This is a genomic window from Kosakonia sp. YIM B13588, from assembly GCF_042788165.1.
Classification (GTDB): domain Bacteria; phylum Pseudomonadota; class Gammaproteobacteria; order Enterobacterales; family Enterobacteriaceae; genus Kosakonia; species Kosakonia sacchari.
On the sequence record NZ_JBHZPO010000019.1, the window covers coordinates 1 to 25,655 of the forward strand.

The 25,655-nt window shown below is 49.0% G+C and carries 28 protein-coding genes; 21 read left to right on the forward strand and 7 right to left on the reverse strand.

What is annotated here, in order from left to right; all coding sequences use genetic code 11:
* Positions 1 to 39 precede the first annotated feature (39 nt).
* Positions 40 to 564, reverse strand: coding sequence for a hypothetical protein (locus tag ACFX4U_RS22385; RefSeq protein ID WP_380218690.1), 525 nt, complete (start codon positions 562 to 564; stop codon positions 40 to 42).
* A 460-nt stretch (positions 565 to 1,024) separates the two neighbouring features.
* On the opposite strand from ACFX4U_RS22385, the gene ACFX4U_RS22390 reads away from it, so the two are divergent.
* The 3 genes from ACFX4U_RS22390 (at position 1,025) to ACFX4U_RS22400 (ending at position 2,693) form a co-directional block, all read left to right on the forward strand.
* On the forward strand, positions 1,025 to 1,582 hold the full coding sequence (locus tag ACFX4U_RS22390) for an OsmC family protein (protein WP_129991140.1): 558 nt from the start codon (positions 1,025 to 1,027) through the stop codon (positions 1,580 to 1,582).
* Between the two features lie 183 nt (positions 1,583 to 1,765).
* On the forward strand, positions 1,766 to 2,335 hold the full coding sequence (locus ACFX4U_RS22395; protein WP_094898027.1) for a TetR/AcrR family transcriptional regulator: 570 nt from the start codon (positions 1,766 to 1,768) through the stop codon (positions 2,333 to 2,335).
* A 16-nt stretch (positions 2,336 to 2,351) separates the two neighbouring features.
* Positions 2,352 to 2,693, forward strand: coding sequence for a carboxymuconolactone decarboxylase family protein (locus ACFX4U_RS22400; protein WP_032693558.1), 342 nt, complete (start codon positions 2,352 to 2,354; stop codon positions 2,691 to 2,693).
* A 127-nt stretch (positions 2,694 to 2,820) separates the two neighbouring features.
* Here ACFX4U_RS22400 and ACFX4U_RS22405 read toward each other — a convergent pair whose 3' ends face one another.
* Positions 2,821 to 3,723 carry a LysR substrate-binding domain-containing protein gene (locus ACFX4U_RS22405; RefSeq protein ID WP_380218689.1) on the reverse strand — a complete coding sequence of 301 codons (903 nt, stop codon included), beginning with the start codon at positions 3,721 to 3,723 and terminating at the stop codon, positions 2,821 to 2,823.
* A gap of 142 nt (positions 3,724 to 3,865) precedes the next feature.
* Here ACFX4U_RS22405 and ACFX4U_RS22410 point away from each other — a divergent pair, with 142 nt between their 5' ends.
* Complete coding sequence (locus ACFX4U_RS22410) at positions 3,866 to 5,185, forward strand: 6-phospho-beta-glucosidase (protein ID WP_048284451.1); 1,320 nt, start codon at positions 3,866 to 3,868, stop codon at positions 5,183 to 5,185.
* Positions 5,186 to 5,306: 121 nt separating this feature from the next.
* On the opposite strand, the gene ACFX4U_RS22415 is transcribed toward ACFX4U_RS22410, so the two are convergent.
* Positions 5,307 to 5,636 (reverse strand): co-chaperone YbbN, encoded by a 330-nt coding sequence (locus ACFX4U_RS22415; RefSeq protein WP_094898028.1) that lies wholly within the window; start codon positions 5,634 to 5,636, stop codon positions 5,307 to 5,309.
* 288 nt (positions 5,637 to 5,924) lie between these two features.
* Here ACFX4U_RS22415 and ACFX4U_RS22420 point away from each other — a divergent pair, with 288 nt between their 5' ends.
* Positions 5,925 to 6,770, forward strand: coding sequence for a helix-turn-helix transcriptional regulator (locus ACFX4U_RS22420; RefSeq protein WP_049089937.1), 846 nt, complete (start codon positions 5,925 to 5,927; stop codon positions 6,768 to 6,770).
* Here the strand turns inward: ACFX4U_RS22420 and ACFX4U_RS22425 are convergent.
* Complete coding sequence (locus ACFX4U_RS22425; RefSeq protein ID WP_015697016.1) at positions 6,754 to 7,317, reverse strand: YbhB/YbcL family Raf kinase inhibitor-like protein; 564 nt, start codon at positions 7,315 to 7,317, stop codon at positions 6,754 to 6,756. The two genes, ACFX4U_RS22420 and ACFX4U_RS22425, sit on opposite strands and share 17 nt — an antisense overlap.
* 368 nt (positions 7,318 to 7,685) lie before the next feature.
* On the opposite strand from ACFX4U_RS22425, the gene ACFX4U_RS22430 reads away from it, so the two are divergent.
* The 4 genes from ACFX4U_RS22430 to ACFX4U_RS22445 all read left to right on the forward strand — a co-directional run bounded on the left by ACFX4U_RS22430 (position 7,686) and on the right by ACFX4U_RS22445 (position 11,251).
* Positions 7,686 to 8,792, forward strand: a complete 1,107-nt coding sequence (locus ACFX4U_RS22430; RefSeq protein ID WP_049264864.1) for an alkene reductase — start codon at positions 7,686 to 7,688, stop codon at positions 8,790 to 8,792.
* Between the two features lie 81 nt (positions 8,793 to 8,873).
* Entirely contained in the window at positions 8,874 to 9,575 is a 702-nt protein-coding gene (locus ACFX4U_RS22435) for a DsbA family oxidoreductase (RefSeq protein ID WP_032693563.1), read from the forward strand.
* Between the two features lie 62 nt (positions 9,576 to 9,637).
* Positions 9,638 to 10,411 (forward strand): SDR family NAD(P)-dependent oxidoreductase, encoded by a 774-nt coding sequence (locus tag ACFX4U_RS22440; protein WP_015697019.1) that lies wholly within the window; start codon positions 9,638 to 9,640, stop codon positions 10,409 to 10,411.
* Positions 10,412 to 10,498: 87 nt separating this feature from the next.
* A complete protein-coding gene (locus ACFX4U_RS22445) occupies positions 10,499 to 11,251 on the forward strand; it encodes a S9 family peptidase (protein WP_049264868.1) in 753 nt (250 codons plus the stop codon).
* 244 nt (positions 11,252 to 11,495) lie between these two features.
* On the opposite strand, the gene ACFX4U_RS22450 is transcribed toward ACFX4U_RS22445, so the two are convergent.
* Positions 11,496 to 11,990: a thioredoxin family protein gene (locus tag ACFX4U_RS22450; RefSeq protein WP_049264871.1), complete on the reverse strand. Its 495-nt coding sequence runs from the start codon at positions 11,988 to 11,990 to the stop codon at positions 11,496 to 11,498.
* Between the two features lie 185 nt (positions 11,991 to 12,175).
* Here ACFX4U_RS22450 and ACFX4U_RS22455 point away from each other — a divergent pair, with 185 nt between their 5' ends.
* The 12 genes from ACFX4U_RS22455 to hxlB all read left to right on the forward strand — a co-directional run bounded on the left by ACFX4U_RS22455 (position 12,176) and on the right by hxlB (position 22,886).
* Positions 12,176 to 13,024: a DMT family transporter gene (locus tag ACFX4U_RS22455; protein WP_049264873.1), complete on the forward strand. Its 849-nt coding sequence runs from the start codon at positions 12,176 to 12,178 to the stop codon at positions 13,022 to 13,024.
* Positions 13,025 to 13,154: 130 nt separating this feature from the next.
* Positions 13,155 to 14,378 carry a MalY/PatB family protein gene (locus ACFX4U_RS22460; RefSeq protein WP_094898030.1) on the forward strand — a complete coding sequence of 408 codons (1,224 nt, stop codon included), beginning with the start codon at positions 13,155 to 13,157 and terminating at the stop codon, positions 14,376 to 14,378.
* A 34-nt stretch (positions 14,379 to 14,412) separates the two neighbouring features.
* Entirely contained in the window at positions 14,413 to 15,765 is a 1,353-nt protein-coding gene (gene gorA, locus ACFX4U_RS22465) for a glutathione-disulfide reductase (protein WP_032693568.1), read from the forward strand.
* 90 nt (positions 15,766 to 15,855) lie between these two features.
* A complete protein-coding gene (gene dsbG / locus ACFX4U_RS22470) occupies positions 15,856 to 16,617 on the forward strand; it encodes a thiol:disulfide interchange protein DsbG (RefSeq protein ID WP_032693652.1) in 762 nt (253 codons plus the stop codon).
* A gap of 224 nt (positions 16,618 to 16,841) precedes the next feature.
* The gene (locus ACFX4U_RS22475; RefSeq protein WP_071825604.1) at positions 16,842 to 17,153 is read left to right on the forward strand and encodes a hypothetical protein; all 312 of its coding nucleotides are present in this window, start codon (positions 16,842 to 16,844) and stop codon (positions 17,151 to 17,153) included.
* 198 nt (positions 17,154 to 17,351) lie between these two features.
* On the forward strand, positions 17,352 to 18,320 hold the full coding sequence (locus ACFX4U_RS22480) for a sugar-binding transcriptional regulator (RefSeq protein WP_015697025.1): 969 nt from the start codon (positions 17,352 to 17,354) through the stop codon (positions 18,318 to 18,320).
* Between the two features lie 419 nt (positions 18,321 to 18,739).
* Complete coding sequence (gene gatA / locus ACFX4U_RS22485) at positions 18,740 to 19,189, forward strand: PTS galactitol transporter subunit IIA (protein WP_020439342.1); 450 nt, start codon at positions 18,740 to 18,742, stop codon at positions 19,187 to 19,189.
* Between the two features lie 18 nt (positions 19,190 to 19,207).
* Positions 19,208 to 19,501: a PTS sugar transporter subunit IIB gene (locus ACFX4U_RS22490; protein WP_024359913.1), complete on the forward strand. Its 294-nt coding sequence runs from the start codon at positions 19,208 to 19,210 to the stop codon at positions 19,499 to 19,501.
* A gap of 24 nt (positions 19,502 to 19,525) precedes the next feature.
* A complete protein-coding gene (locus tag ACFX4U_RS22495) occupies positions 19,526 to 20,779 on the forward strand; it encodes a PTS transporter subunit IIC (protein WP_015697028.1) in 1,254 nt (417 codons plus the stop codon).
* 24 nt (positions 20,780 to 20,803) lie between these two features.
* The gene (gene rpe, locus ACFX4U_RS22500) at positions 20,804 to 21,448 is read left to right on the forward strand and encodes a ribulose-phosphate 3-epimerase (protein ID WP_129991139.1); all 645 of its coding nucleotides are present in this window, start codon (positions 20,804 to 20,806) and stop codon (positions 21,446 to 21,448) included.
* A 109-nt stretch (positions 21,449 to 21,557) separates the two neighbouring features.
* Positions 21,558 to 22,310 carry an SDR family NAD(P)-dependent oxidoreductase gene (locus ACFX4U_RS22505; protein ID WP_129991138.1) on the forward strand — a complete coding sequence of 251 codons (753 nt, stop codon included), beginning with the start codon at positions 21,558 to 21,560 and terminating at the stop codon, positions 22,308 to 22,310.
* Positions 22,311 to 22,325: 15 nt separating this feature from the next.
* Positions 22,326 to 22,886 (forward strand): 6-phospho-3-hexuloisomerase, encoded by a 561-nt coding sequence (gene hxlB / locus ACFX4U_RS22510; protein WP_047611324.1) that lies wholly within the window; start codon positions 22,326 to 22,328, stop codon positions 22,884 to 22,886.
* 222 nt (positions 22,887 to 23,108) lie between these two features.
* Here hxlB and ACFX4U_RS22515 read toward each other — a convergent pair whose 3' ends face one another.
* Together ACFX4U_RS22515 and ACFX4U_RS22520 are read right to left on the reverse strand one after the other, a co-directional pair.
* Entirely contained in the window at positions 23,109 to 24,620 is a 1,512-nt protein-coding gene (locus ACFX4U_RS22515) for a sugar ABC transporter ATP-binding protein (protein ID WP_223226851.1), read from the reverse strand.
* Positions 24,621 to 24,639: 19 nt separating this feature from the next.
* A complete protein-coding gene (locus tag ACFX4U_RS22520) occupies positions 24,640 to 25,620 on the reverse strand; it encodes a substrate-binding domain-containing protein (protein ID WP_047607858.1) in 981 nt (326 codons plus the stop codon).
* Between the last annotated feature and the right edge of the window lie 35 nt (positions 25,621 to 25,655).

Genomic DNA, 25,655 nt, shown 5'->3' on the forward strand with positions numbered 1-25,655 from the left:
CTTCATGGGGATGTCCTCATGTGGCTTATGAAGACATTACTAACATCGTGGTGTATTAATCAACGGGGAGCAGGTCAGAGGTAAAAGATCATGTTCCTGTGATTTCTTTTCATATGCCATATTTTGCCGGCCATAATTATCTTTAAGTCTGAGTAAGTCGAATTTGTTTCTTGGATTTTCAACTTCGATTAATTCGATGCCTGATTTTCCCGAAATAGTCTGATGGAATACACCTTTTGCAATATATATGCTGTCCCCAGATTTTAACGCCTGATGTGTACCATCAAGAAATCTGGTCTCGCCATCACCATGTAGGCATATAAGGACGGTGTCTTTGAGTATATGACAATGCATTGAAGTGGATTGATTCTTTGATATATGAAGGCGCCATACATCAAAAATAGAATCACAATAAACTCTATACTCATATCCCCATGGTTTTTCTATGAATCCATTGAGATGTAAGTCTTTCTCAAATGACTCACCATTATTTGAAGTTGAAAGTAGGATTTTGTTTATTTCAAGCAAGTCATATACATTTGGAGTCCGGTTGTGGATTTCCATATGGTCGCTCCCCCGCTAATTGAATTGCTGAATGTTGATTTCACTTCGGTCAATCGTTCTGTGATTTCAGTCTATAACGGTTATTTAGTACGAGAGAAATAACTTTTATGATGATTGCCTATATTGTTTCTTTTGATCAGTCCTTCATACTCAATAATTACTGAAAACTATGCTTCTATACTTGGGTACTGTTAAAGATGCATAGATTCTATGCCGTCAGGAGGTCATAGCTCACAAGCGATTAAGATGCTTAGCAAGATGCCGAACTCGGACGTCAGCACGATACATCGCATAATGTAGATATCGCAGCGTTTACGTCCCTGTTTGTAGCTCTATCTTAAGAAGTTGCCCCCATAGTGGTAGACAACACCTCAATCTTAAAGTAATCTACCATCTAGTAGGTTGATTGCGTTTGGCACCAACCTTATCTTTGAGATCACTCGACACTTCAGGAGTTGTCATGACTAATTCAAAAAAACCTTTTGCTGACGCTAATGTTATTCGCGGTACACGAGAAGCTATTCGCCAGCAGCCAGAGCTGGGCAATCTCACCTTTAACATGAAGAGTAAATCCAACGGTGGGGTATCCGTCCGGGTGGAAACTCATGCGACTATCCAGAACGGCCAGGTTGATACCAGTCGCGCCGGAAAATTTGCTAATGTTGGCGATGAACCTGCTGATTTATCGGGTACTGATAGCGGTATGGGCCCAGCTGAGTACATTTTGCAGGCACTTGCCGGCTGTTATACCGCGACTCTGACTGTGATGGCGGCAGAAAAGGGCATTGAGCTTGATGGTATTGAACTTGACCTGAACTTCGACATTAATCTGAACGGTTTCCTGGGTCTTGACGAAAAAGTTCGCAACGGGGCGAAAGCGATCCGTGTTGGCGTTAAGCTCTCCAGTCCGACCGCCAGCCGTGAACAGCTTGAAGAAATGGTTCGTGCACTGCCAGAAAGCTCGCCGATCCACGATACGTTGGCGAACCCGGTCAATATTGATACTCGGTTGGCGTAGGTAAAGCTCAGAGAGGGAAATGACTGAACACTGTCATTTCCCTACTGCCTGATGGCTATTAACTCCGACCAAAACGCGTTATCAGAGAAGGTTAAATTACTGTTGTGAACTGATGTCCCCTTGCAGGGAACAACAGGCGCAGATAATATCTACCAACTAGTAGATTATAATTGTGAGGATTATATGTCAGTCATGACACGAGAAAGGCTTCTGAATGAAGCGGACCATCTGATGCGCGAACGGGGTTACTCTGCATTCAGCTATGCTGATTTGTCAAAGAGCATTGGTATCACTAAGGCCAGTATTCATCACCACTTCCCAACCAAAGATGTTTTGGGCGAACAAGTGGTGATTCAGGCCCATACCGATACCAAAAACCGATTTGAACAGATTGAAGCGACGGAGAATACGGTTGCGCAGATGCTTACCGCCTACGTGGAGCTTTTCATCGAAAGCTATCGCACGTCGCGTATGCCGCTGTGCTGTGCTTTGTCTTCGGAAATGGCCAATCTGCCACCGAATATCAGAGTTCGGGCGACCGAATATTTCGATATGCAGATTGCCTGGCTGACCAGGATTGTCAGCCGTGGCGTTGATGCAGGGGAGCTGACTGCTGACCTGCTGCCATCAAAAATGGCTCTGCTTATTTTGAATTTATGCGAGGGCGCCAGCGTTGTTTCCCGGGCGATTAATAAGCCTGAGCTTTTCAACGATACGCTTGAACAGATCCTAATGATTGTTAAAAGAAAATAATTCTGGAGATGACCCCATGTTAGATTGGAATGAATACCGCTCAGAAGTGATGCAACGTGTTGGTGATCTGGGTAAGTTGACCCCGGAAACACTAAAAGGCGTCATGGCTTTGGGCAACGCCGGCAATAAGACCAACCTCCTGGGCGCGAAAGTGCGTGAACTGATTGCACTGGCTTGTGCGGTGACGACTCGCTGTGATGGTTGCATCGCCGTCCATGCCGAAGCTGCCGTTAAAGCTGGCGCCACAGAAGAAGAAATTGCTGAAGCCCTGGGTGTGGCAATCAACCTAAATGCAGGCGCTGCCGTTGTCTATTCCGCACGTACGCTGGATGCGATTAAGCAACTGAAAGCGCAATAGTTATCGCGTTGAAAATATAAAAGGGCATGACTGCCCTTTTTTCACTTCTGACATACATTTTCATCATGCTCTCTGGCATTAGGTCTGATATGGCTTACATTGCCCTTTATCAGAACGAAAACAGACTTTATTCCTCGTTAAACACATTTCTTACCCATTCGGCCAAAGCCTGAACGCCCGGTCGGTTAAGGTTTTCTCGTGGCATAATGAGGTCATATCCTCGCCCGGCGGGTATTTCTATTTCAAAAGGGGCAATCAGTCGGCCCTCATCGAGGTAATGTCGAATGAGTCGTTTTCTGCCCATGATGATACCGCCGCCATTGAGTGCCGCTTCAATAGACATCTGACAATTGTTGAAGCTCAAAAAATTATCTTCAACAGGCAGGTTTTTGCCAGACTCCCTGCACCATTCTCGCCATTCGGAAAAAACATTCTGGGAGTCAACGGATTCAGACGTATGAATGAATGGGACTTCAGCTAACCAATGGTTTGCTTGCCTGATTTTTTTTGCAAGAGATGGAATACAGACGGGAACCAGCGTCTCTTCAGATAACCGTTCGCAGTAGAGATCGGGGTGTTTCAGATTACTGTAGTATATAGCGACATCTACTCGTTCGAGATTAAAATCTACCAGACCGGCTCTCACTCTGAAATTGATATTCAGCCCCGGCCACCGTTCGGTAAATACCGGTAAGCGCGGCATCAGCCAGAGAAAAGCGAAGGTAGGTGGAAGGCCGACAGACAAGGTTCCTCTCAGCCCCTGCACGCGAATATCTTCTATTTCATCACTGATGCGTTTAAGTGAAAACGCGAGTACGCCAAGTAAACGCTCCCCTTCATCGGTCAACTGAAGCTTTCTGGTCATTCTAATAAACAGTCTGAATCCGAGCATGGATTCAAGAGAACGAATGCGTTGGCTAACGGCCCCTTGCGTCAGATTGAGAGTAGTCGCCGCCTTAGTAAAGCTCATATGCAGTGCTGCCGTTTCAAACGTATGCAATAGTGCCAGTATGTTCTGTTGAGCGAGCATTCATCATTTTCCTTCTTAATTTTCTCTTATGCATTATTTACAGTAATGCATACCCCGGAATTGATCGTTTGTCCACTAAGCCCCTTGTCCTCTTTAATTGGCCCAACAGACGTCCTGACAACAACGATGAGGGGAATATCTAATGAAGGGTCTTAAGTTAGTGGTTATTGGAGCGGGTTCAAGCTACACACCTGAACTGATGGAAGGCATTATCAAGCGTCAAAATGAATTTCCGATCCGCGAGTTATGGCTGGTTGATATTGAGGATGGCCGTGAAAAAATGGCGATTATCGCGGGCCTCACCCGACGGATGCTGGAAAAAAATGGGCTGGATATACCGGTTTATGAAACCCTTGACCGCACAGAAGCACTGCTCGGTGCCGATTTTGTTTGTTCTCAGTTCAGGGCCGGCTGCCTGGACGCACGGATCAGCGACGAAAGGATATCGCTGAAATACGACATGATCGGTCAGGAGACCAATGGTCTGGGTGGATTTGCCAATGCATGCCGCACTATCCCGATTGCATTGGCTATAGCGAAAGAAATGGAACAACTGTGCCCGGATGCCTGGTTGCTGAACTTCACCAACCCGTCGGGAATGGTCACTGAAGCGATACTGAAACACAGCACAGTCAAAACCGTAGGGCTGTGCAACGTGCCTGTTATTATGCAAAAGGGTATTGCCAGTGCTTTAGGTGTCAGCGATATCAATGAATTTATCATGCAGGTCGCGGGACTTAATCACTTCATTTTTGCGCGCCATATTTATCATGAGGGTAAGGATAAGCTTCCTCAGGTCATTGAGCTGATTTCAGAGGGGAATGATCCGTTGGTGCCTAAAAATATTCCTCCTTTCAAATGGCCGGATCGGTTGTTGGCGAATATGGGAATGATACCTTGCCCCTACCTGCGTTATTACTACATGAGCGACGACATGTACCGTCAGGAGCTTGGCGAAGCACAAGGGGAAGGGACTCGTGGTGAGATCGTAAAGGAGCTCGAAAGAGAACTATTCGAAATTTATCGAAACCCGGAACTCGCCGAGAAACCGAAAGCGCTGGAAGGTCGGGGAGGGCAGTACTATTCGGATGCGGCATGTGAATTGATGAGCGCAATATATAACGACAAACGCATCATCATGCATGTCAATACGCGAAACGATGGTGCGATTGCGGGCCTGCCGGATGACTGTGCGGTTGAGGTCAGTTCAATGATCACCCGTTCTGGACCGATACCACTGAATGTCGAACCTTTCCCGGAAGATGTACTTCGTCTGATTCAACTGATGAAAAGCTTTGAGCAATTGACCATTGAGGCAGCCATCAGTGGTAATCGGTATACGGCATGGCGTGCCTTGGTTATTAATCCCCTAGTCAAAAGCGGTCAACTGCTTGAAAATGCATTGGATGAAGTGATCGAACATAACAAAGCGTTGATGCCGGCCTTCCAACGCAATAAATAACGCTAAGCAGACTGGTCGGTTATTTTATAACAAAGCGGTTATCACTCTGAACGAGGGGTAACCGCTTGCCGATGATGCATCAGACCGCTAAGAGACTTTTTTAAACATAGATAAAATGGCATCACTGCCCTTTTTTCAGCTCTGACAATGCTTGCTGATAAAACCCTGCCGATTTAACACCCGGTATACGCTGGACCAACTGCCCATCCTTGAACATCAGTACGGACGGCAGTCCCCAAATTTCATATTTGGTGGTCAGTACCGGTGCCAGATCCACATTCACTTTGCCGACTTTGACGTCGCTTTCTATCTGCTCGGCAAAATGGTTAAAAATGTCTTCGCTCATCTGACAAGGTGGGCACCAGGGGGCAGAGAAGCGCACCACCGCAACCCCTTCATGCCTCTCGATTTCTCTAAAATTATCTTCATTGTAAAGGGGTAATTCACGCATCATTCACTCCTGCAGGATGTAACTTAATAGTAATGCTACCTACCAGTTGGTAGATTTGATTAACATAAAAAGCTATCATCGATAGAAAGGTGCTTAAGCGAAGACAATGCCATGTTTTATCAAGGGCTAAGCGTCATCTTATGTGGACGGCGTGCTGAGGATTATGATATTTCACTCCATCTGAATGAGAAAACTGACGTATTGCAAAATCGGGATTACTTTATAAAAAAGCAAGCCCATCCATAAAGTGTCGGCCTACAGGGCAGGCCTATTCCTTTTCGTAAGGCGATGATGGAAAGAACATTATCCAGTCGTATTAATGTGGGGAGTACAGCGCATGTGCTGCATACGCAGCCCCTGATGATGCGCCATATCACTATAGATGAACCCACAATCATCCTGGTCCGCCATGGCAGGAAAATAATCCGCTGGGCGCAAGAGGAGATAACGCTGGAAGCGGGGGACGCGGTGGTCATCGGGGAGGGGCACTCTTTTGATATCATCAATACACCATCACCTTTAACGGGTACGTACGAAGCATCATGGCTGAGTTTTTGTGCCGATTTCGTCCAAAACTACTGCTTCATGCATGCCCCACGTATGAGCATGAACGAAGCAAATAAAATGGCAGAGCCAGGCAACAGTTTTCGCCAGGCCTTTTATCACACTGCGGAGGCCATTACAGATACTGAAAACATACCTGAAAGTATCGTGGCCAGGCGTATGGAAGAGATGCTGAGTTGGCTGGATGAATACCGAATTTTCTTCGCGCTGAAACAACATACCGGACTGGCGATAAAAATCCGCAAACTCGTTGCAGCAGACATATCACAAGACTGGAATACTGCGCAGGTGGCGGCTGAATTGGGTATGTCGGCCACCACCCTGAGACGCCATCTGCATGCCGAAAATACGTCATTCACCCATCTGGTGACTGACATTCGCATGTGCCGCGCCCTGACACTTTTGCAGGTGACCGATCTTTCAGTCACCCGCATATCCCTGGAAGTCGGCTATGAAAATCCGTCTAAGTTCGCCGCCAGATTTCGAACTCGCTTCGGATTCAGCCCCAGCCTGGTCCGGGTTTCCGGCCAGGCTATCGGCAACCTGGCTGCGGTTAGCGGCCCTGCGTAATCTGAAGATGCGCTTCGCCCAGTGAGTTCGCTTTTGCCATAAAGCCGACCAGGGCGGGCGTCGAGTCCGCCGTTATTCCCGGAAGTTTGTCGACACGAAGTGCCGTCAGCGTGATCTCATAACGGTGCGTTTCACCCTTCGGCGGGCAAGGGCCGCCATAACCCGGGATACCGAAATCAGTCCGGGTCTGAAGAGCCCCTTGCGGGAGATTTTTGTTATCCGCCGTTATCCCAGCCGGTAACGAGTGAAGAGATGAGGGAATATTCACCACCTGCCAGTGGATCCAACCGAGGCCTGTCGGCGCATCCCTATCATAAATTTTGAGAGCGAAGCTTTGAGTTCCTGCCGGCGCGCCACTCCAGTTAAAAGAGGGGGCAAGGTTTCCACCACTGCACCCAAATCCATAAGGTGAACTCAGGGTCTGAGCTGCGGGGAAATGGTTTTTTTCAAGCTCATGACTTGTCAGCGTAAAACTGGCTGAAAAAGCGACCTGGCTCGACAACGCCAGGCATAATGTACTGATAACAGTAAGGTGAAGTTTGGACATTTACTCTTCTCCATCGGGGTGATTAATATCCCAATGATAAGGGGAGAGAAAGACTCCTCGCCGCCCTGAACCGGCCAGTCTTAGCTCCATAACGCCCAATAATGATATTTGTAATTCCCTGATTTCACAGGATGACAACCATCTCACCGACGGGAGCTCACCTTACACAGCATTCCCTGTGCCTGTCTCCGGTGACAAAAGGACAGCATGATTTGTTCTTTTACCTATTGACCAATCAACTAGTAGGTAGGTATAGTGCAGCCATACGCTTAACCGGCATCAGGAAGTGATCGTCAGCTCCCCGGCCCGCTAAGTATTAACTCCGGCCCCAGCGGGGCTTTTCTCACTTTCGCCTTGCGAGGTATACGATGAGTAAGTTGTTCACCCCCTACAATCTGTCAGGCATGCAGTTAAAAAACCGCGTGGTCATGGCCCCGATGACCCGCACCCGCACAATGAACGACGTGCCGGATGACGTCGTTGCACTTTACTACGCCCAGCGCGCCTCTGCGGGGCTGCTTATCACCGAAGGCATGCCTGTTTCTGAAGAAGGGCGCGGCTATCTGTATACCCCGGGGATCTACAACGCTGCACACGTTCAGGGCTGGCGCAAAGTGACCGATGCGGTACATGCGAAGGGCGGTCGTATTTTTGCTCAGTTGTGGCATGTGGGCCGGATGTCTCATACCTCAATTCAGCCGGGCAACATCGCGCCAGTTTCCGCCGGTACCGTACAAGCGGTTAACACCACCGTCTTTGCACTGACCGAGTCTGGCGAACCGGGGCCTGTCGTTCCAAGCCAGCCGCGTGCGCTGGAAACCGCAGAAGTTCGACGCGTTACCGCTGACTTTGTCCATTCAGCGCGTCTGGCAATGGAGGCCGGGTTTGACGGCGTGGAAATCATGGCGGCTAACGGCTTCATTTTCGACCAGTTCCTCAGCAGTGAACTGAACCCTCGCACTGATGAATACGGTGGCTCTGTGGAAAACCGTCAGCGGTTCCTGCTGGAAACGGTTGATGCCATCTCTGCGGCTATTGGTAGCAATAAGGTGGGCTTGCGCATTTCACCGTTCGGGCGGATTTACGACCTGGCGCCTTATGAAGGTGAAGAAGAGATTTGGGCAAGTATCGCTGCGGCCCTCGGCCAACGTGAGCTGGCTTATGTGCACCTCTATTATCAACCTGTTTATACCCAGGCACCGGTACCTGCCGGTTTCAAAGCCGCGTTCCGTAAAACCCTGAGGGGCACCGTTATTGCCGCCGGCGGTTTCACCCGCGAGATTGCCGAAACCGCACTTGAGGCAGACGAACTGGATCTTGTTGCGTTTGGCGTGCCGTACATCGCCAACCCTGATCTGGTCGAAAGAATGCAGAACGGCTGGCCGCTGGCTGAAAGCGATCGCACGACGTATTACGGCGTGACGGGGTCGCCGGAAAAAGGCTACACCGATTATCCCGCCTGGGAAGCCAACTAACGCCACGTAGCTGGTGGTATTTGCGGTGCCCACATAAAGAGGCACCGCCAGACGACATTAATGGGGTATTCAGGAGCCAATATGCAAACCCTTAAGCCGATTATTACGATAGATATCTGGTCAGATCTGGTCTGCCCCTGGTGTTGGATTGCCAAAAAGCGTTTCGAACAGGGCCTTGCCGCCTTTGAACACAAGGAGCAGGTCGTGGTCCGCCACCACAGTTTCCGTATTTCCGGCGACCGGCCTGCCGTGCCGTTCCGCAAAGCCCTTTACAAGAAGTTTGGCGGGGAACATGGGGCGGAACTGATGATGAATCAGGTGGGCACGGCCGGGAAGGCAGAAGGGCTCCAGTATAACTTTGACACCATGCTCTTTGGCGATACCGAAGATGCCCATACGCTGCTCGCGGCTGCACGTCACGCCAATATGGGCGACGCCATGGCAGAACGGTTTTATCGGGCCAGTGTGACTGAGGGGCGTTCCATTTTCGATCCGCAGGAGCTCATTGCGTTAGCTACAGAAGTGGGCATGTCCAGAGCCGACGCTGAAAGTGCCCTTGCCAATGAGGCCTTCCGTGCATCGGTGGCTGAAGATGAAGCCCATGCCCGGTCGATCGGGGTCAGCGGTGTCCCGCTGTTCCTGCTCAATGAAAAATATGCCATCAGCGGCGCGCAATCTGCGGACAACTTCCTGAACGCGTTGAAGCAAGTCTGGGAAGAAAAAGCGGCTGAATTGGCAAAAACCGACGGCCAGACCTGCGGCGCTGACGGTTGCAGCATCTGAAACCTGAACGAGCCGGCTGCATGACTGCCGGCAAATCTACCCTGCAAATAACGGAGTTCAAAATGAGCGATGACTTTAAAGGCAAAAAACTGCTTGTCGTGGGTGGCACCAGCGGCATGGGTCTGGAAACGGCGCGTATGGTGCTGAAAGCCGGTGGCAGCGTGGTACTGACGGGCAATAAAAAAGACAAGGCAGAAGCGGTACAGAAAGAGCTGAGCCCACTGGGTTCCGTGTCCGTGATTGCGGCAAACCTGATGACCGAAGAGGGCATGAACGCCATTCGTCAGGAGATTAATGCTAATCATCGCGATATTAGCCTGATGGTCAATGCGGCCGGGATCTTCATGCCGAAAGGCTTTACCGAGCATTTGGAAGCCGATTACGACATGTACCTGATGTTGAACCGGGCAACCTTCTTCATCACACAGGACGTGGTGAAGAACATGCTGGCCGACGGCCGTGAAGGGGCGATTGTGAACGTGGGCTCCATTGGCGCGCAAGCCGCACTCGGCGACTCACCGGCTTCCGCGTACTCCATGGCCAAAGCCGGTCTCCACGCCTTGACACGCAACCTGGCCATTGAGCTGGCCAGTGCGGGTATCCGCGTGAACGCGGTCTCGCCAGGGATCGTGCATACCCCGATTTATGAAGGCTTCATGGCGAAAGAAGACATTGCCGGCGCAATGCAATCGCTGAACGCTTTTCATCCGCTGGGGCGTGTCGGCACGCCGGAAGATGTGGCCAATACCATCTTCTTCCTGTTGTCCGACAAAGCCTCCTGGGTGACTGGCGCAATCTGGGATGTCGATGCCGGTATCATGGCCGTTCGCAGATAAGCTCGTCGTAACCTCGCAAAGCCGCCCCATGATGGGGCGGCTGATAGGTATCTTGCTTGTAATTCAACCATTCTGAAAGTTAACATAATGAAAAAATTGAAATTTACCTTCAAAAATGCAGAAGGTGAGGAACTTGCCGGGTTGCTTGAATTGCCAGAAAATCCAAAAGCCTTTGCCCTGTTGGCGCACTGCTTTACCTGCGGGAAGGATCTGAAAGGTGCTGCACGCATTGCCAGGAAACTGACAGAAAATTCAATTGCGGTGCTTCGCTTTGATTTCACGGGGTTAGGCAACAGCGAAGGCGATTTTTCCAATACTAATTTTTCCTCGAATATTTCTGACCTGCTGTGCGCGGTCGATTATCTTCGTCGGGAATACGAGGCTCCTTCGCTGCTGATTGGTCACAGCCTTGGCGGTTCGGCAATCCTCTCTATTGCAGGCAAAGTGCCTGAGGCCAGAGCGGTCGTAACCATAGGTTCGCCAGGCGAATTGACGCATGTACAGCGGTTGTTCAAAGACAATATCGAAGATATTAGGAACCATGGCGCTTTCCCGGTAGAGCTTGCAGGCCGGGTATTCACGCTCAAAAAGCAAATGCTGGATAACATTCAGGAGCATAAAATAGCGGAAAAGGTATTTACCATGAATAAGCCGCTGCTGATTTTTCATGCTCCCAATGATGATACCGTGCTGATTGAACAGGCAGAGAAAATTTTTAAAGCCGCCAGACACCCGAAAAGCTTTATCTCACTGGGTGAAGCAGATCATCTTCTGACGCATCCTCAGGATGCGGAATATGTTGCCGGGATTATCGTTGCCTGGAGTTCTGCTTACATTTAGAGGGAGTGTAAAGCTTCGCGAAGCTGCTGGTGATGTCGTTGGCCACTGAATAAACGGGCGTAGCATTTTGATTGCACATACAAAACTGCGTAGCATGCTTTCTTTACGCGAAAAAAGCCCTGCTTAGATGCAGGGCTAAGGGCATTGTTGCTATGGTTTATTTTTATTATTTCCCTGGCATTGCTCAACTTCCAGGTTTATTACCTTCAAGTTGAGATTCAATTAATTTAACTTTAACGCTCTCTTATTTTCCTGGAAAAATTGAAGTCACTTCGCGGGCGGTATCGACCAGAAGCTCACCGTTTTTGTACCTCTCGCTCACTTCTCCATTGTTGCCGGTAGCATTTTCAGGTCGTTCAATAAACTGCCCCAGCGGAGTCGCGTTCTCATCCAGTACCACGGCAAACGGAATTTTGACTTTATCGACACCAAAGTGTGCCTTAAAGACGGCTTCAGCCTTGTTGCGGGTGATAATACCCAGACGTATTGCCGGCGCTGACGCGGCAATGGCATGGATTACAGGCAAGTTTTTATGGCAGTCGGGGCACCACATTTCAGCAGCTACCAGAATGCTGTACGAACCCGGAAGTTGCGAGAGCTTACTAATGACATCGTCAGGTAATGCCTCGTTGGCAAGCCCCTCAAAATGCCGCAATGCGTTGCGGTCTTCTTCTGCTCCGCTGCCAACAAATTCGTTATAATCTGATGCTGCTTCGAGCAGTACGTTGAAATCTTGCATATGTTCTCCTTTGTTAGTAACAGGTCTACGGCTTCACATAAATCTGGCAATGATAAAGGCCAATGCTCCAGGCATGACCTGAAAAGGCGTACCATTTTAGTCTGGCTGCCATAAGTAGATATTGCCATCCTACCTACTAATTGATAGATTGCCACGTAATTTATTAATTTTGAGGCGTCACGCTGATGGGGCGGTCTGTTGGATTCAAGATAGTGATAGCAATGATGGCATTCGCAGCCAATTCTGTGCTCTGTCGGATTGCGTTGAAAGGCGAACATATTGACCCGGTGACGTTCAGTGACCTTCGCCTGATGAGCGGGGCGGTGGTCTTGTTACCACTGTTGTTGAGACGTGAGGGGAAAAAGCAGGGCGTCTGGAGCTTGAAAAGCGGGTTCTTTCTTATGACCTACGCCCTGTGTTTCTCCCTTGCCTATATCCATTTGGATACAGGAACAGGTGCTTTGCTCTTGTTTGGCGTTGTGCAACTGGCGATGGTGGCTCATGGCCTTTTCCATGGGGAAAGGCTGTCTTTTTCCAGAGCAACGGGGCTTGGGCTGGCTGTAGCCGGCATGGCTGCTCTTCTCTTACCTGGTGCCAAAGCGCCCCCCTTGGGCAGCGCTGTTCTGATGGCGCTTTCAGGCCTTGCCTGGGCGGCTTATACCCTTTGCGGAAAGCGCTCTCCCAGCGCAGCGCAGGCCACTGCGGCAAATTTCATCCTTGCTGTACCTTTTGCCCTGGTGTTGTCGCCGTTCATTAGCCAGGGAGCGCACTTCGACGGTATCGGAATTGTCCTGGCAATACTCTCTGGTGCCGGTGCTTCTGCCGGAGCCTATGTACTCTGGTATTCACTTTTACCTCGTCTTGAGTCTGTTGCAGCCAGTACGGTTCAGTTGAGTGTGCCCTGTCTGGCGATGCTGGGAGGCGTAACATTTTTGGGCGAGTCACTGAGCCTCAGAATGGCATTTTCAACGCTGGCAGTCCTTGCGGGCATTCTGTTGGTGATCAAGGCACCGGGTCAGAAAATACGACACTGATATCAACGTGCCAGTGATGACTTGATCACTCTGCAAATGGTTTTTTAGGTTTTAAAGCAAAGGAATATCTAATCGTTAGCAAAATCAGTGACGCTGTGACCTCTTTGGATAAACTAATCGGGTAACCTCTATGAAATACGATTTTGATGAAGCAGTGGACAGAGCAGGGACAGACAGCTTAACCGTCGACGGCTGGCGTGAATATATGTTTGGTGCCCATGAAGGCCCCGCGCCGGAAGTACCGGCGAATGGTTTTATAAACCTCTGGGTAGCAGATATGGCTTTTTCCACACCCGAGCCGGTGCTTGAAGCCATACGTTCCCGGTTAGATAAAAAAATTCTTGGCTACACCCGCGTTTATGACAGGGACTACTATGAGATTTTTGGGGCCTGGTGTGAAAGGCATTACGGATACCGGTTTCAGGAAGAAAGCATTGTTTTCTCCCCCGGTATTATCCCTGCGCTTAACCGATTGGTGCCGTTACTCACCCACGAAGAAGATAGCATCCTCATCCTGACCCCTTCTTACGCACCGTTTAAAAAAGCCGGGGACTATAGCGGTCGTCGCGTCGTCGATTGCCCGCTTAGAAATAACGAAGGCCACTGGGCGGTAGATTCTGAGGCAATGGAACAAGCCCTGAGCGATGACCAGCAGCGAATTAAAGCCTTCTTTCTCTGTAACCCACATAATCCCACCGGGCGAGTTTGGCGACGTGATGAGTTGCAGAAAATGATAGCGTTATGCCTTAAACATGATGTGTGGGTTATTTCTGATGAAATCCACTGTGATTTATCCCGCTCGGGCGTCACGCATATCCCCGCCGCGTCAATTTTTCCTGAAAATCATAAAATTATCACCTGCATGTCGACCAGCAAAACGTTCAACCTGGCGGGTAACCTGCTTGCAAACATCATGATCCCTGATGCCTCAGTGAGAGCCGAATGGCTTCGCCTGCATGATGATTTTATCTCTCCGCTGAGCCTGGTGGCTAACAAGGCCGCCTGGTCCGAGTGCGATGAGTGGTTGACTCAGGTCAGGCACTACATTGACGAGAACTTCCGTTTTCTGCAGGACTACCTAGGGACATATCATCCGCTGGCCCGTTTTATCATTCCGGAAGGGACTTATCTTGCCTGGATTGATATCTCTCGTCTGGTAGATGACAGTAATCAGGAAGAAGTAACCCTCTTTTTTGCCAGACATGCGGGTGTATTGCTTGAAGGGGGGCAAATGTTTGTCAGTAACGGCGACGGGCACATCCGCCTTAATCTGGCTTGTCCACGCGCTATGCTTGCTGAGGGGCTCAACCGTATAAGCAAGGCATTGAGTGCGAGTTCTGGCGATGCTACCTGAACGATGACCGCAGCGATGCTGCCTGGAGAACAAAATGACGAAACACTATGACTATATCGCGATTGGTGGTGGTAGCGGTGGTATCGCCTCAATCAACCGTGCGGCGATGTATGGGCAGAAATGCGCTTTGATAGAAGCGCGGGAGTTGGGCGGGACTTGCGTCAATGTGGGGTGTGTACCGAAAAAAATAATGTGGCACGCTGCGCAAATCGCAGAGGCCATTCATCTTTATGGCCCAGACTATGGCTTCGATACCACATTAAACCGCCTCGACTGGACTAACTTGCTAAAAAACCGCAGTGCCTATATCGATCGTATTCATACTTCATACGAAAATGTGTTAGGTAAAAACAAGGTAGATGTCATCAAAGGTTTTGCCCGGTTTGTGGACGGACATACGGTGGAGGTCAACGGGGAAACGATTACCGCTGACCATATATTGATAGCCACCGGTGGTCGCCCTAGCCATCCCTCTATTCCGGGGGCGGAATACGGAATTGATTCAGATGGTTTTTTTGCGCTTGAGGCGCTACCGGAGCGCACTGCAGTTGTTGGTGCAGGCTACATTGCTGTTGAACTGGCAGGTGTTCTCAATGCATTGGGGTCAAAAACCCATTTGTTCGTACGTAAGCATGCGCCTTTGCGCAGTTTTGACCCGTTGCTCACAGAAACACTGGTTGAAGTCATGAACGTCGAAGGCCCAACGTTGCACACCCAAGCGATCCCCACTGCAGTGGTCAAAAACCAGGACGGCAGCCTGACACTGAAGCTGGAAGATGGTCGTGAACAAACGGTTGACTGTTTGATCTGGGCGATTGGCCGTGAGCCAGCCAATGACAAGTTGAACGTTGAGATGGCGGGTGTTGAACTCGATGAAAAAGGGTACGTCAAAGTTGATAAATATCAGAATACCAACGTGCCGGGTGTTTACGCGGTGGGTGATAATACCGGTGCGGTTGAGTTAACACCGGCAGCTGTTGCTGCGGGCCGTCGCCTTTCAGAACGCTTGTTTAACAACAAGCCGGATGAGTATCTGGATTACAACAATATCCCCACAGTCGTCTTTAGCCACCCAACAATAGGTACCGTTGGCCTGACTGAACCCCAGGCGCGTGAGGAATATGGTGATGATCAGGTGAAAGTTTATCAGTCATCTTTTACCGCCATGTACACCGGCGTGACGCGTCATCGCCAGCCATCCCGCATGAAGCTGGTATGTGTGGGGTTGGAAGAGAAAATCGTCGGTATCCACGGTATCGGTTTAGGCATGGATGAAATACTGCAAGGCTTTGCTGTTGCGCTGAAAATGGGAGCAACGAAGAGAGACTTCGACAATACCGTGGCAATTCACCCAACTGCGGCAGAAGAATTTGTCACGATGAGATAAGGGTGAGTAGTGCCATTTAGCACGTGACGGGAGGGCCGGAGGTTTGTTAAACAACGGCCCGTAATGAGTACGTATTATATTGAGATAAGAATGAACAAATACATCCTCGCGTTATCTGCTGCACTTATCGGCTCGCAGGTTCAGGCAGCAACGCCCGCAGCGCTTCCCGCACCGGTCAAGCAGTTGGAAAAACAAGGTATAGAAATAATCAAACCCTTCACGGCTCCAGGCGGGGTCCAGGGCTGGTTGGGAAAATATCAGGGAACGGGGGTGACAATTTATCTGACCCCCGATAAAAAACATGCCATATCAGGTTATATGTACGATGAGAATGGAAGTAACCTCAGCGAACAGGTCATAAAAGAGGAGATTTACATCCCTGCTGGCCGCGAGATGTGGAAAACACTGTCCAAAGCTGCCGGTATCACGGAAGGCAGTAATAATGCAAATTGCCAGATTGTCGTGTTTGCCGATCCCTTCTGTCCTTACTGTACAAAATTCAGACAGGACGTGCAGCCCTATATTAAGGACAATAAAATCGCTTTGAAAACGCAGTTAGTGGGTGTCATGCAGCCCGACAGTGGCCGTTACGCGGCTGCGATATTGTCTTCTGAAAACCCCGCGAAGGTCTGGCAGGATTTCGAGTTGTCGGGTGGCAAAAACAAGCCTGCACTTTTGGAGAAAACGCCGCAGCCGATTTTCTCGCAGATCCAATACAACCAGAAATTGATGGAAGATGTGGGGGCAAGCGGTACGCCAGCAATTTATTATCTTAACCACGCCAACATGCTTCAACAGATCGTCGGTCTGCCGGACCAGGAACAGATGGCCAATCTTATAGCGTGTAAATAGTTTCTGAGTCACTGGCTACGAAATGGGTAAATTCACACATGGAAGTGAGAATTTCATAAGTGCATCCCTTAAAATTCTATGTTTTATCTTGCACCTAAGTGGCTATCAGATCTTTTCGCTATGTGTTTTGTACTGATTTAGAATGGCGCAGCGCAAAGTGAACGGATTGAAATGTAAATCAGCTACCCTAACTAACGAAACCCGATGCAACCTGGAGAAAAGACATGAACAGAGCTCAATTGTTTTCTTATCTTTTTTTAACGGGATTTTCCGTTATAGCGTTTGCCTGTCAGGGAGGTGAAGGCGGGAAAGGCGGAACTGGAGGAAAAGGGGGATCCGTGGTAATCGGTAATCAAAACGGTGGGGCTGGTCTTAATGGAAAAAACGGAAAATCTGGGATGAATGGTTGTCCCGGTGGAACTCAGGCCGCACCCGATGGGCATTTTTATCTGCGAGGAACACATGAGCAATGTAACCCGTTTCACGCCAAAAAACAGAAATCACAGGCCACAGCGTCACTGATTGAGAGCACATAATGTAAAGCCTTGCCACCGTCTAAAAAACTCTGGTCTCTTCACCCATTATCATCAGATGTGTCAGCTATCACACCGCCAAAAGATAAGACTCATTTGCTCATGTCAAAAGAGCAGGTAAAAGTGTACTCTTATGAGTAAATTGCAGGGGTAACAGTTTAACTCAGCTGATATTGTCTTTGGATGAAGATGGAATGCTCTATGCCTAAACGTATAAAAAACAGCCGCTGGTCAGGTTACGATCCCCGCTATATCTATTCTCTCGTCGTCCGACGTTACTTTGTTGAGATGAAGACCAAAACTGAGATTGCTGAAGAACTCGAGATTTCGAGATTTAAAGCGGCGCGTCTTATCGATGAGGCAATAAAGGAAGAGTATGTGAAGTTTCTCTTTCCAAAGCAGCAACTGCTTGACGAAGAGATCGCACTTAATCTCTGCGGAAAGTATGGTCTGCAGAAGGCAATCGTGCTTTCCGTGTCAGAATCCTGGTCCAATCAGGAAGAACTGAATGAGAAGCTGGGGGGTATCACTGCAAGTTATCTCAACAATAATCTCGCTGAGGGAATGAAGGTTGGTATTGCCTGGGGACGCGTTTTATCCAGCACAGTGAGTCAACTCACCAGCTTGCCGGCATTAGATGTTGTTCAGCTATCTGGCGTTCATCCGGGCATTGAATTTAGCCAGGGCCCGATCGACCTTATCCACAGACTGTCGACTATCTCTCAGGGCAAGGCACATCCTATGTATGTGCCGATGTGGGTGGATGATGAAAGCCTGGCCCAAAAACTGGCCAGTGATCCGGCTGTGGTGGATACCCAACAATATTATTCTCAGCTGGATGTTGTCATCACCGGTATTGGCGCCTGGAAAACGGGCTCATCCAGTTTGTGTGATATTTTTCCCGAGTCGTGGCAAAAAAATCTGTTTGAGAAAGATATCGCTGCGGATGTCTGCATTACTCTCGTTAACAGTAAAGGCGAGATCCTTGATAGCCCGATGAGCCGTCTTGGGTTTGGTATTTCAACCGAACAATTGCGTAACACGAAAACCGTGATTGGTGTGGCGGGGGGAGAACAGAAGTATGAAGGCATCGTCGCTTCACTGAAGTCAGGCCTTTTAGATGTGTTAATCACTGACTTCGATACTGCGGTGAAGCTTGTCAATTCCTGATTGAAATAGATCCCGGAACATCAGCAACAGGGGCGTAGCCCGCGCCCTTGATCACCTTCCTCTCAGGCATGCATCAGGCACTGCTATCAGTCATTCTGTAAACCCTCATGACTTAGATCAGAGCATTGCCAAATCCTCTGACATAGGTCAGTTCGCATATATAAACCTTCAAAAAATCTACTATCCGTCTGATTTATAATAAAAATTTCACTTTCCCTCTCCGGTTGACTTGATTGATCTAAACGATGAATTACTCGATATTGCTCATATGAGCAATTATTTGCGTGCACTTATGCATTTATTTTGTGATCAGCTTATAACTTTTGCATGTTTTCTGTTTGCGCGGAAAATTGGCATGCTATAACTGCTCATGTGATCGATTATATTTGCTCTAATGAGCAAAAAGGCGAGGTGAAAAGGTGAGTACAGTCACTATTAATGTTGCAGATGGTGCAGCATTCAAAAATTACGATGAGGTGCTGCAGCACATCCATGAAAAGCTGTATTCAGAAGGGATAGTGAAAAAGACCTATCTGGCAGCACTGCGCGAACGCGAAGCCATGTATCCAACCGGTATTTTGCTTGATGGTTATTCTGTGGCGATCCCACATTGCGACAGCAACCAGGCCAACAGCCCGTCGATTTATATTATTCGCTTACCTGAACCGGTTCAGGTTGATCAGGCTGATGGCGACGATAAATTGTGGGTCAAACTCATTATCAATTTGGTCGTTACCGATCCGGCTAATCAGCTGCAACTGCTGAAGGCCCTTTTTAGTAATCTTCAAATGGAAGACTTTTATCAAAATTTACTTGAGCTTCCTTCCGAGAAAGCGCAGGCACTTTTTATTTCCACCGTCATGCAATAAGAGTTCAGGAGCATAATGATGATTAATATCCTCGTAGCCTGCGGGAGCGGTGTCGCAACGTCAACTATCGCTGCTGATGAAGTGAAATCCGTGTGTACAGAATATGGCATTACTCAGTTCAAAATAAATAAATGCAGCATGTCAGAACTTCCTTCTGAATTACAGAATGCTGATGTGATTTTAACCACGAATAACTACAAAGGTGATATCGGAAAACCGCATATGAGTGTGGCCGGGTTTATCACCGGGATTAATGAAGCTGTGTTACGAAAAAAACTAGGGGATTTATTAACAGAGCTGGCTAAAAACTAATAAGAAAACACAGGGGATGACAAGATGGACATGTTAAAAAACATAATGCTAACGATAACAAGCATGGGGGCAACGGCAATCCTACCACTTGTCATCTTCATTTTGGGTTTGGTTTTCCGCATGAAAGTCGGTGCTGCCATTAAGTCTGGTATCACCGTGGGTATCGGTTTTATTGGTTTAGGTTTGGTTGTTAATCTGTTGAGTACATCCCTGCAGCCGGCAATTGCCTACTATTCAAAACTGGGAAGCGGATTCACTGTGGCTGATATCGGATGGCCTGCGGTGGGCGCGGCTGCATGGGTGGCACCCTTTGCCGCTTTAGTTGTTCCAGTGGGTATTATTCTTAATTTGCTACTTGTTCGTCTTAAATTAACCAAAACGCTGAACGTTGATATCTGGAATTATATGCACTTCCTGGTTCCCGGCGCGCTGGCCTATTTCGTGTTTGACAGCTTCTTTATCGGTTTTGGCGTGGCAGTCGCACTTAGCGTTATCGCTCTGTTTATTGGCGATTTAATTGCTCCCCGTTGGCAGAAATATTATGGCCTGGAAGGGACGACCTGTACCACCATGATCCATATAGGCTGGACATTACCTTTTGCACTGCTGGTCAATAAAATTATCGACCTGATCCCCGGCCTGAACAAGCTCGACGTTGATTTGGAGAGCGTACAGAAACGTCTGGGTGTGTTTGGTGAACCCGCTATCATCGGTGTCATTGTAGGTTGTCTGCTTGGACTGCTGACGAAACAGCCTGTGACCACTATTGTCCCGATGGCAATGGGGGTGGCTGCGGTAATGGTGCTCCTGCCTAAAGTGGTGGGTGTCCTGATGGAAGGACTGTCTCCAATTGGGAAAAGTGCCAAAGATATTATGCAAAAGCAGATGGGTAAAGACGCCGAACTGAACATCGGTATGGACTGTGCCCTGGCATTGGGCGACCCAGCGACCATCACCGTCACCGTTATCACCATTCCGTTGACCATGCTTTGCGCACTGATTTTACCGGGGATCATGATTTTCCCCATCGGCGTTCTGATGTCAATCATCTATATGACAACCATGACCGTAATGGCCAGCAACGGAAACGTCATCCGCTCAATTATTTCAACCTTACTGTTCAGTATTGTCGTGATGTATTTAGGAGGGTATGTGGCTCCGGGTGCAACCCAATTCCTGCATGGCGCAGGCGTCGGCTTGCAGGGGCAGGGTACTGACTTTGTACTGACTGGCCCGTGGGAAGTATTGACGTATTGGTTGAGCACTGTATTCCATTGATTTTAAAAATGAGGTTTGCTTACCATGGCACAGATTTTACCATCAATTTTTGGCGCGAATATCTTAAGTCTGCAAGATGAGCTGCGTTTTTTAGAAGAAGAGAACACTGAAATATTGCATGTTGATTTAATGGATGGAACCTTCGTAAATAATATTGCCTTTGGGCCGAATCAAATTTCTGCAATGAAAAAAGCCAGCAAAATGACTTTCGACGTACACATGATGCTGGCTAATCCTGAAAGACATATTGATGATGTTATTAATACCGGCGCAGAAATGATCTCAGTGCATTATGAATCAACGCCGCATGTGCATTTTATTTTACAGAAAATAAAAAAGGCCGGGCGAAAAGCCGGTGTGGTCATCAATCCGGGTACGCCTGAAAGTGTTCTGGAATATTTGTTGGGCGATATTGATTACATCCTGATTATGACCATTAACCCGGGGCAACCCGGGCAGACTTTCATCGAGAAAAGCCTGGAGAAAATCAGGAAAACCAGAGAAATGATTGCTGACCGGCACATTCAAATTGAAGTCGACGGTGGCGTTAATCTGGAAATAGCGAAAAAAGTACAGGAGGCGGGTGCTGATTTAATTGTTGTCGGTGGCGCGTTATTTAATGACAACCCTAAAGCAAGCTATCAGGCATTAAAGTCTGTCATGCATTAAGTATCCAACATATATTCACGCGCTCTTAATTGAGCGCGTAATCATTATGTAGACCGCAGACGTGGGGGATTTCTCTCACGTTAAGTACAAAGATTCAGGAGAACAACCGATGAGTCATTTTGAAGGTAAAGTTGCGCTAATTACCGGTGGTGCGCATGGGATTGGTAAAGGAATTGCAAAACAATTCGCCGAACGCGGTGCGCATACCGTCATTGTCGATTATAACGAGGCTAATGGCATCAAAACTGCGCAAGAACTGACCTTTGGCAATGTTAAATCGCTCTTTGTCAAAACGGACGTCTCTGATCCGCAGGCACTGGCTGAAGTGCGCAGAAAAGTTATCGAGGCTTATGGCCGTATCGACATTCTGGTTTTGAACGCAGGTGTCGCTTTTGCTAATAAAGTCAAAGACATTACTTTCGAAGAGTGGAACAAAACACTCTCAATCAACCTGACGGGTTTATTCAATACGGTCAAAGCATTCTACGATGACTTCTTAACTAACCAGGGTTCAATCGTTTACATCTCCTCCGGTTCTGCGCTGTCAGGTACTGGCGGGGGGGTGAGCTATCCGGCCAGTAAAGCGGGGGGGGAAGGCCTTATTCGTGGTCTGGCGAAGGAATTGGGGCCAAAAGGTGTTAACGTCAACGCTATCGCGCCGCGTCTTATCGACACCGGCGAAATGATGCGTGTTAATTACCCGACGCAGGCAGATTTAGATGCAGTACTGGAGAAAATTCCGGTCCGTCGTCTGGGCACCATCAATGATGTCGCAAACCTGGCCATTTTCCTTGCTGATAAGTCGAATTCCTACATCCAGGGACAGACGATCCTCATGGATGGTGGCCGTACAATTGCCTGACCGGAGGGAAAGAAAATGGGTGTTCAGGAAAATACAGTCAGTATTCTCAGGGAACTGGAGCAAAACGCGCTCAATATCGACAATGATCAGGCGCAGCATTTTATCGGGCAGATTAGAAATGCGAAGCATATTTTCCTGCAAGGGGCGGGGCGCAGCGGTATTGCCATCCGCGCGTTCGCTAACCGTTTATTGCATTTAGGCTTCTCGGTCAGCGTAGTCGGGGAAATTTCATCACCTCATACGAAAGCGGGTGATTTGTTAATTATTGGTTCAGGCAGTGGCGAAACAGGCAGTCTCAAGAGCCTGGCGCAGAAAGCCGTTGAGTGTGGTGTCGACGTGGCGCTGGTTACCATGAAGAAAGACTCTGCGATTGGCCAGTTGGCCAACTGCGTGCTGGTATTACCGGGAACGGTCAAAACTGAAAACGATCGCACACCGGGCCAGTTTTCGCAGCCAATGGGTTCCTCTTTCGAGCAACTCTGCTTTATCACCTATGATGCCATCGTGCTGGAACTCATGGAACAACTGCGTGAAACCAGTGAAACCATGTTCAAACGACACGCTGATTTTGAGTAATGACACTGAGCGCTTCGCCGGAAGCGCTCATTCGCTTATAACATCGCATCATTAAAATTAACGTGCTGAATGTGTTGCCCTGCATTGTCTCTGCGCATACCCGAGATGTAAAAGTCTGCCATTTTTTTGCCCTCTCGCCGCTGGCACGTTAATTAAACGCTGAAACAAAAACGGCCAGCTAAGCTGGCCGTTGGATGCGTTCAGTTCCGGGGAACGAGTGCCCTAAGCCTGGGCTTCAGCATGCTCCCATGCGGCTTTGCGGAGATCTGCGGGTTTAAGGTCGCGTGCAGGAATGATCACACCATCGCATTTACCCTGTCGGAACACCGTAATGGTATCTGCCACGTCCAGCAATTCCTCTTCCTCACTCGATACCACGATGACGCAGCAGCCTTTATCCGCCAGCTGATGGATGATGCGATAAATATCCGCTTTTGCCCCAATGTCGACGCCTTTGGTCGGCTCATCCAGCAATACCAGATTGGCGTTTTGCGCAATGACCCTGGCGAGCAGAACTTTTTGCTGATTGCCGCCGGAAAGCGATTTAATCGGTCCGCTCAGCGTTCCCAGCGTATTCATCTTGCTCAGCAACTCAGCGGCGGCCTGCCGCGCCGCGCTGTGACTGACAAATCCGCCAGAACGGAATTTTTTCAGAACCGGCAGCATGGCGTTGGCATAGCTCGACATCTGAGGAATGAAGCCATCTTTTTTACGTTCTTCTGTCAGGTAAGCAATCCCCTTATCAATGGCTTTTGCCGGTGAAGAAGGATGGTATTCTTTGTGACCCAGCCGGATGTCACCACCGGTAACGGTTTCCAACCCAAACAGCGTCTGGCACAAGCGCGTTCGCCCTGCGCCGGCCAGCCCGTATATACCCAAAATTTCCCCGCGATATGCCTCAAGGTTGATGCCTTTCAGGCGATCAGTCTGCAGGTTGGTGACCGAGAGCCAGGGTTTGCCCATCGCGCCGCGTATCAGACTACGGCTGTTAGACGGCGCCTGATAGGCATTTGCATCGCCCACAATAGCGTCAATGATGGCGCTTTTGCTCAGCGTCTTTTTGCCTTCGTTGTAAATCACCCGGCCGCCGCACATGACGGTCGCTTCATCACAAACACCCAACACTTCATCTAATTTATGAGAAACCAGCACCACGCCAATCTGCTTTTCGCGTGCGATACGTTGTACTGCCTGCAGCAGTTCTTCTGCCTGCGCACCTTCCAGCGCGGTCGTCGGTTCATCGAGGAAAAGAAAACGGGCGTCGCGATCAAGGTTAGAAACCACTTCCAGCATCTGCTTTTCAGGATGTGACAGATTTTTGACCAGCGCGGTAGCGCTGAAACTCAGATGGTAATCATTCAGTACTTTCTCGGTATGCGCGATCATACTTGCATCATCTATAAAGCCACTGCCTTTACGACATTCACGTCCGAGAAAAAGGTTTTGCCAGACGCTCATGCCGGGAATGAGACGGAGTTCCTGATACACACAAGCAATACCTTTGTTGAGTGCATCCCGTGGCGAAGCAAGGTGCACCGGCGTTTCGCCGATCATCAGCTCTCCACTATCCTGCGTGTTAACGCCCGCCAGGATTTTCAGTAGCGTTGATTTACCCGCTCCATTATGGCCAAAGAGGCCGTGGATCTCGCCAGGCTTTACGCTGAAATCCACACCGTGGAGAACCTGCACACCCGAAAAACCGATTTTGACCTGCTTCGCCACATAATTCATCATTCTTCGCCTTTCACTTAAGTCAGTATGCTGAACCCATTACCGATGCTGCGTTGTCTTTGGTGACCAGCAGCGGTGGGTTGTTGATCATGGCGGGAACCTGTTCACCGTTCAGACTCTTCCTGGCATTTTCAACCAGCAACTGAGCCAGTTTAACCGGCTCCTGAATCGCACCGGCTTTCAATATGCTGTTGTTCTGAACGGCTTTGACGCCTTCTTTATCCACAAACGCATACAGCTTCACTTTGTCACTGACACCCAGTTGCTGGATTGCCGCCAGTGACCCGAGCGCGGAAGGTTCGGTGTCTGAGTACACGACGTTAATTTCTGGCCTGCCCTGCAGCATTTCAGTGGTGACTTTCAGGGAGGTTGTTTCTTCTACTTTGCCATTGACCAGCGCGACGAACTTAATGTTTTTGTTGGATGCCACGGCTTCCCTGAAGCCTTCATCACGTGCATTTGCGGCAATGGATGTTGGTTCTCCCACGATACCCACTGTCGCCGTGCCATTTTCACCAATGTCTTTCAACAGCTGCTGGCCAATGAGCTTGCCGCCTTCACGCTGATCGGTCTGAACACCTTGAACCAGCGTGACGTTTTGCTGCTTCATCCCCTCGGTATCCGGAAGGATGTTGATGGCAAACGCCGGAATTTTTGCCTGATTAAGCTGGTTTATGATCGACACGCACGGGCCTGAGGAGACGCAGTTCACTGCGACCGCATCCACCTTCTGTTCAATGAAGTTCTGCACCTGCGAAAGTTGCTTGGCGTCGTCATTATCAGCAATCGAAATTTTTACGTTCAGGCCCTGTGCCGCTGCATTGTCTTCAAAGCTTTTTTTCATGGCAACGTAATAAGGGTTGGTGAGGTTCGGCAGCGTAACGCCCAATGTTTTTTTGCCGGCACCCACGGTGCTTTCAGTATCCTCACGGTTACAGCCGGCGAGCATGCAGGACAGTGCGACTATCGCTGCACCTGCGGTGATTGTGGTACGGAGTTTCATGTTTATCTCCTGGATATATGTAGGTCAGGGTTTAA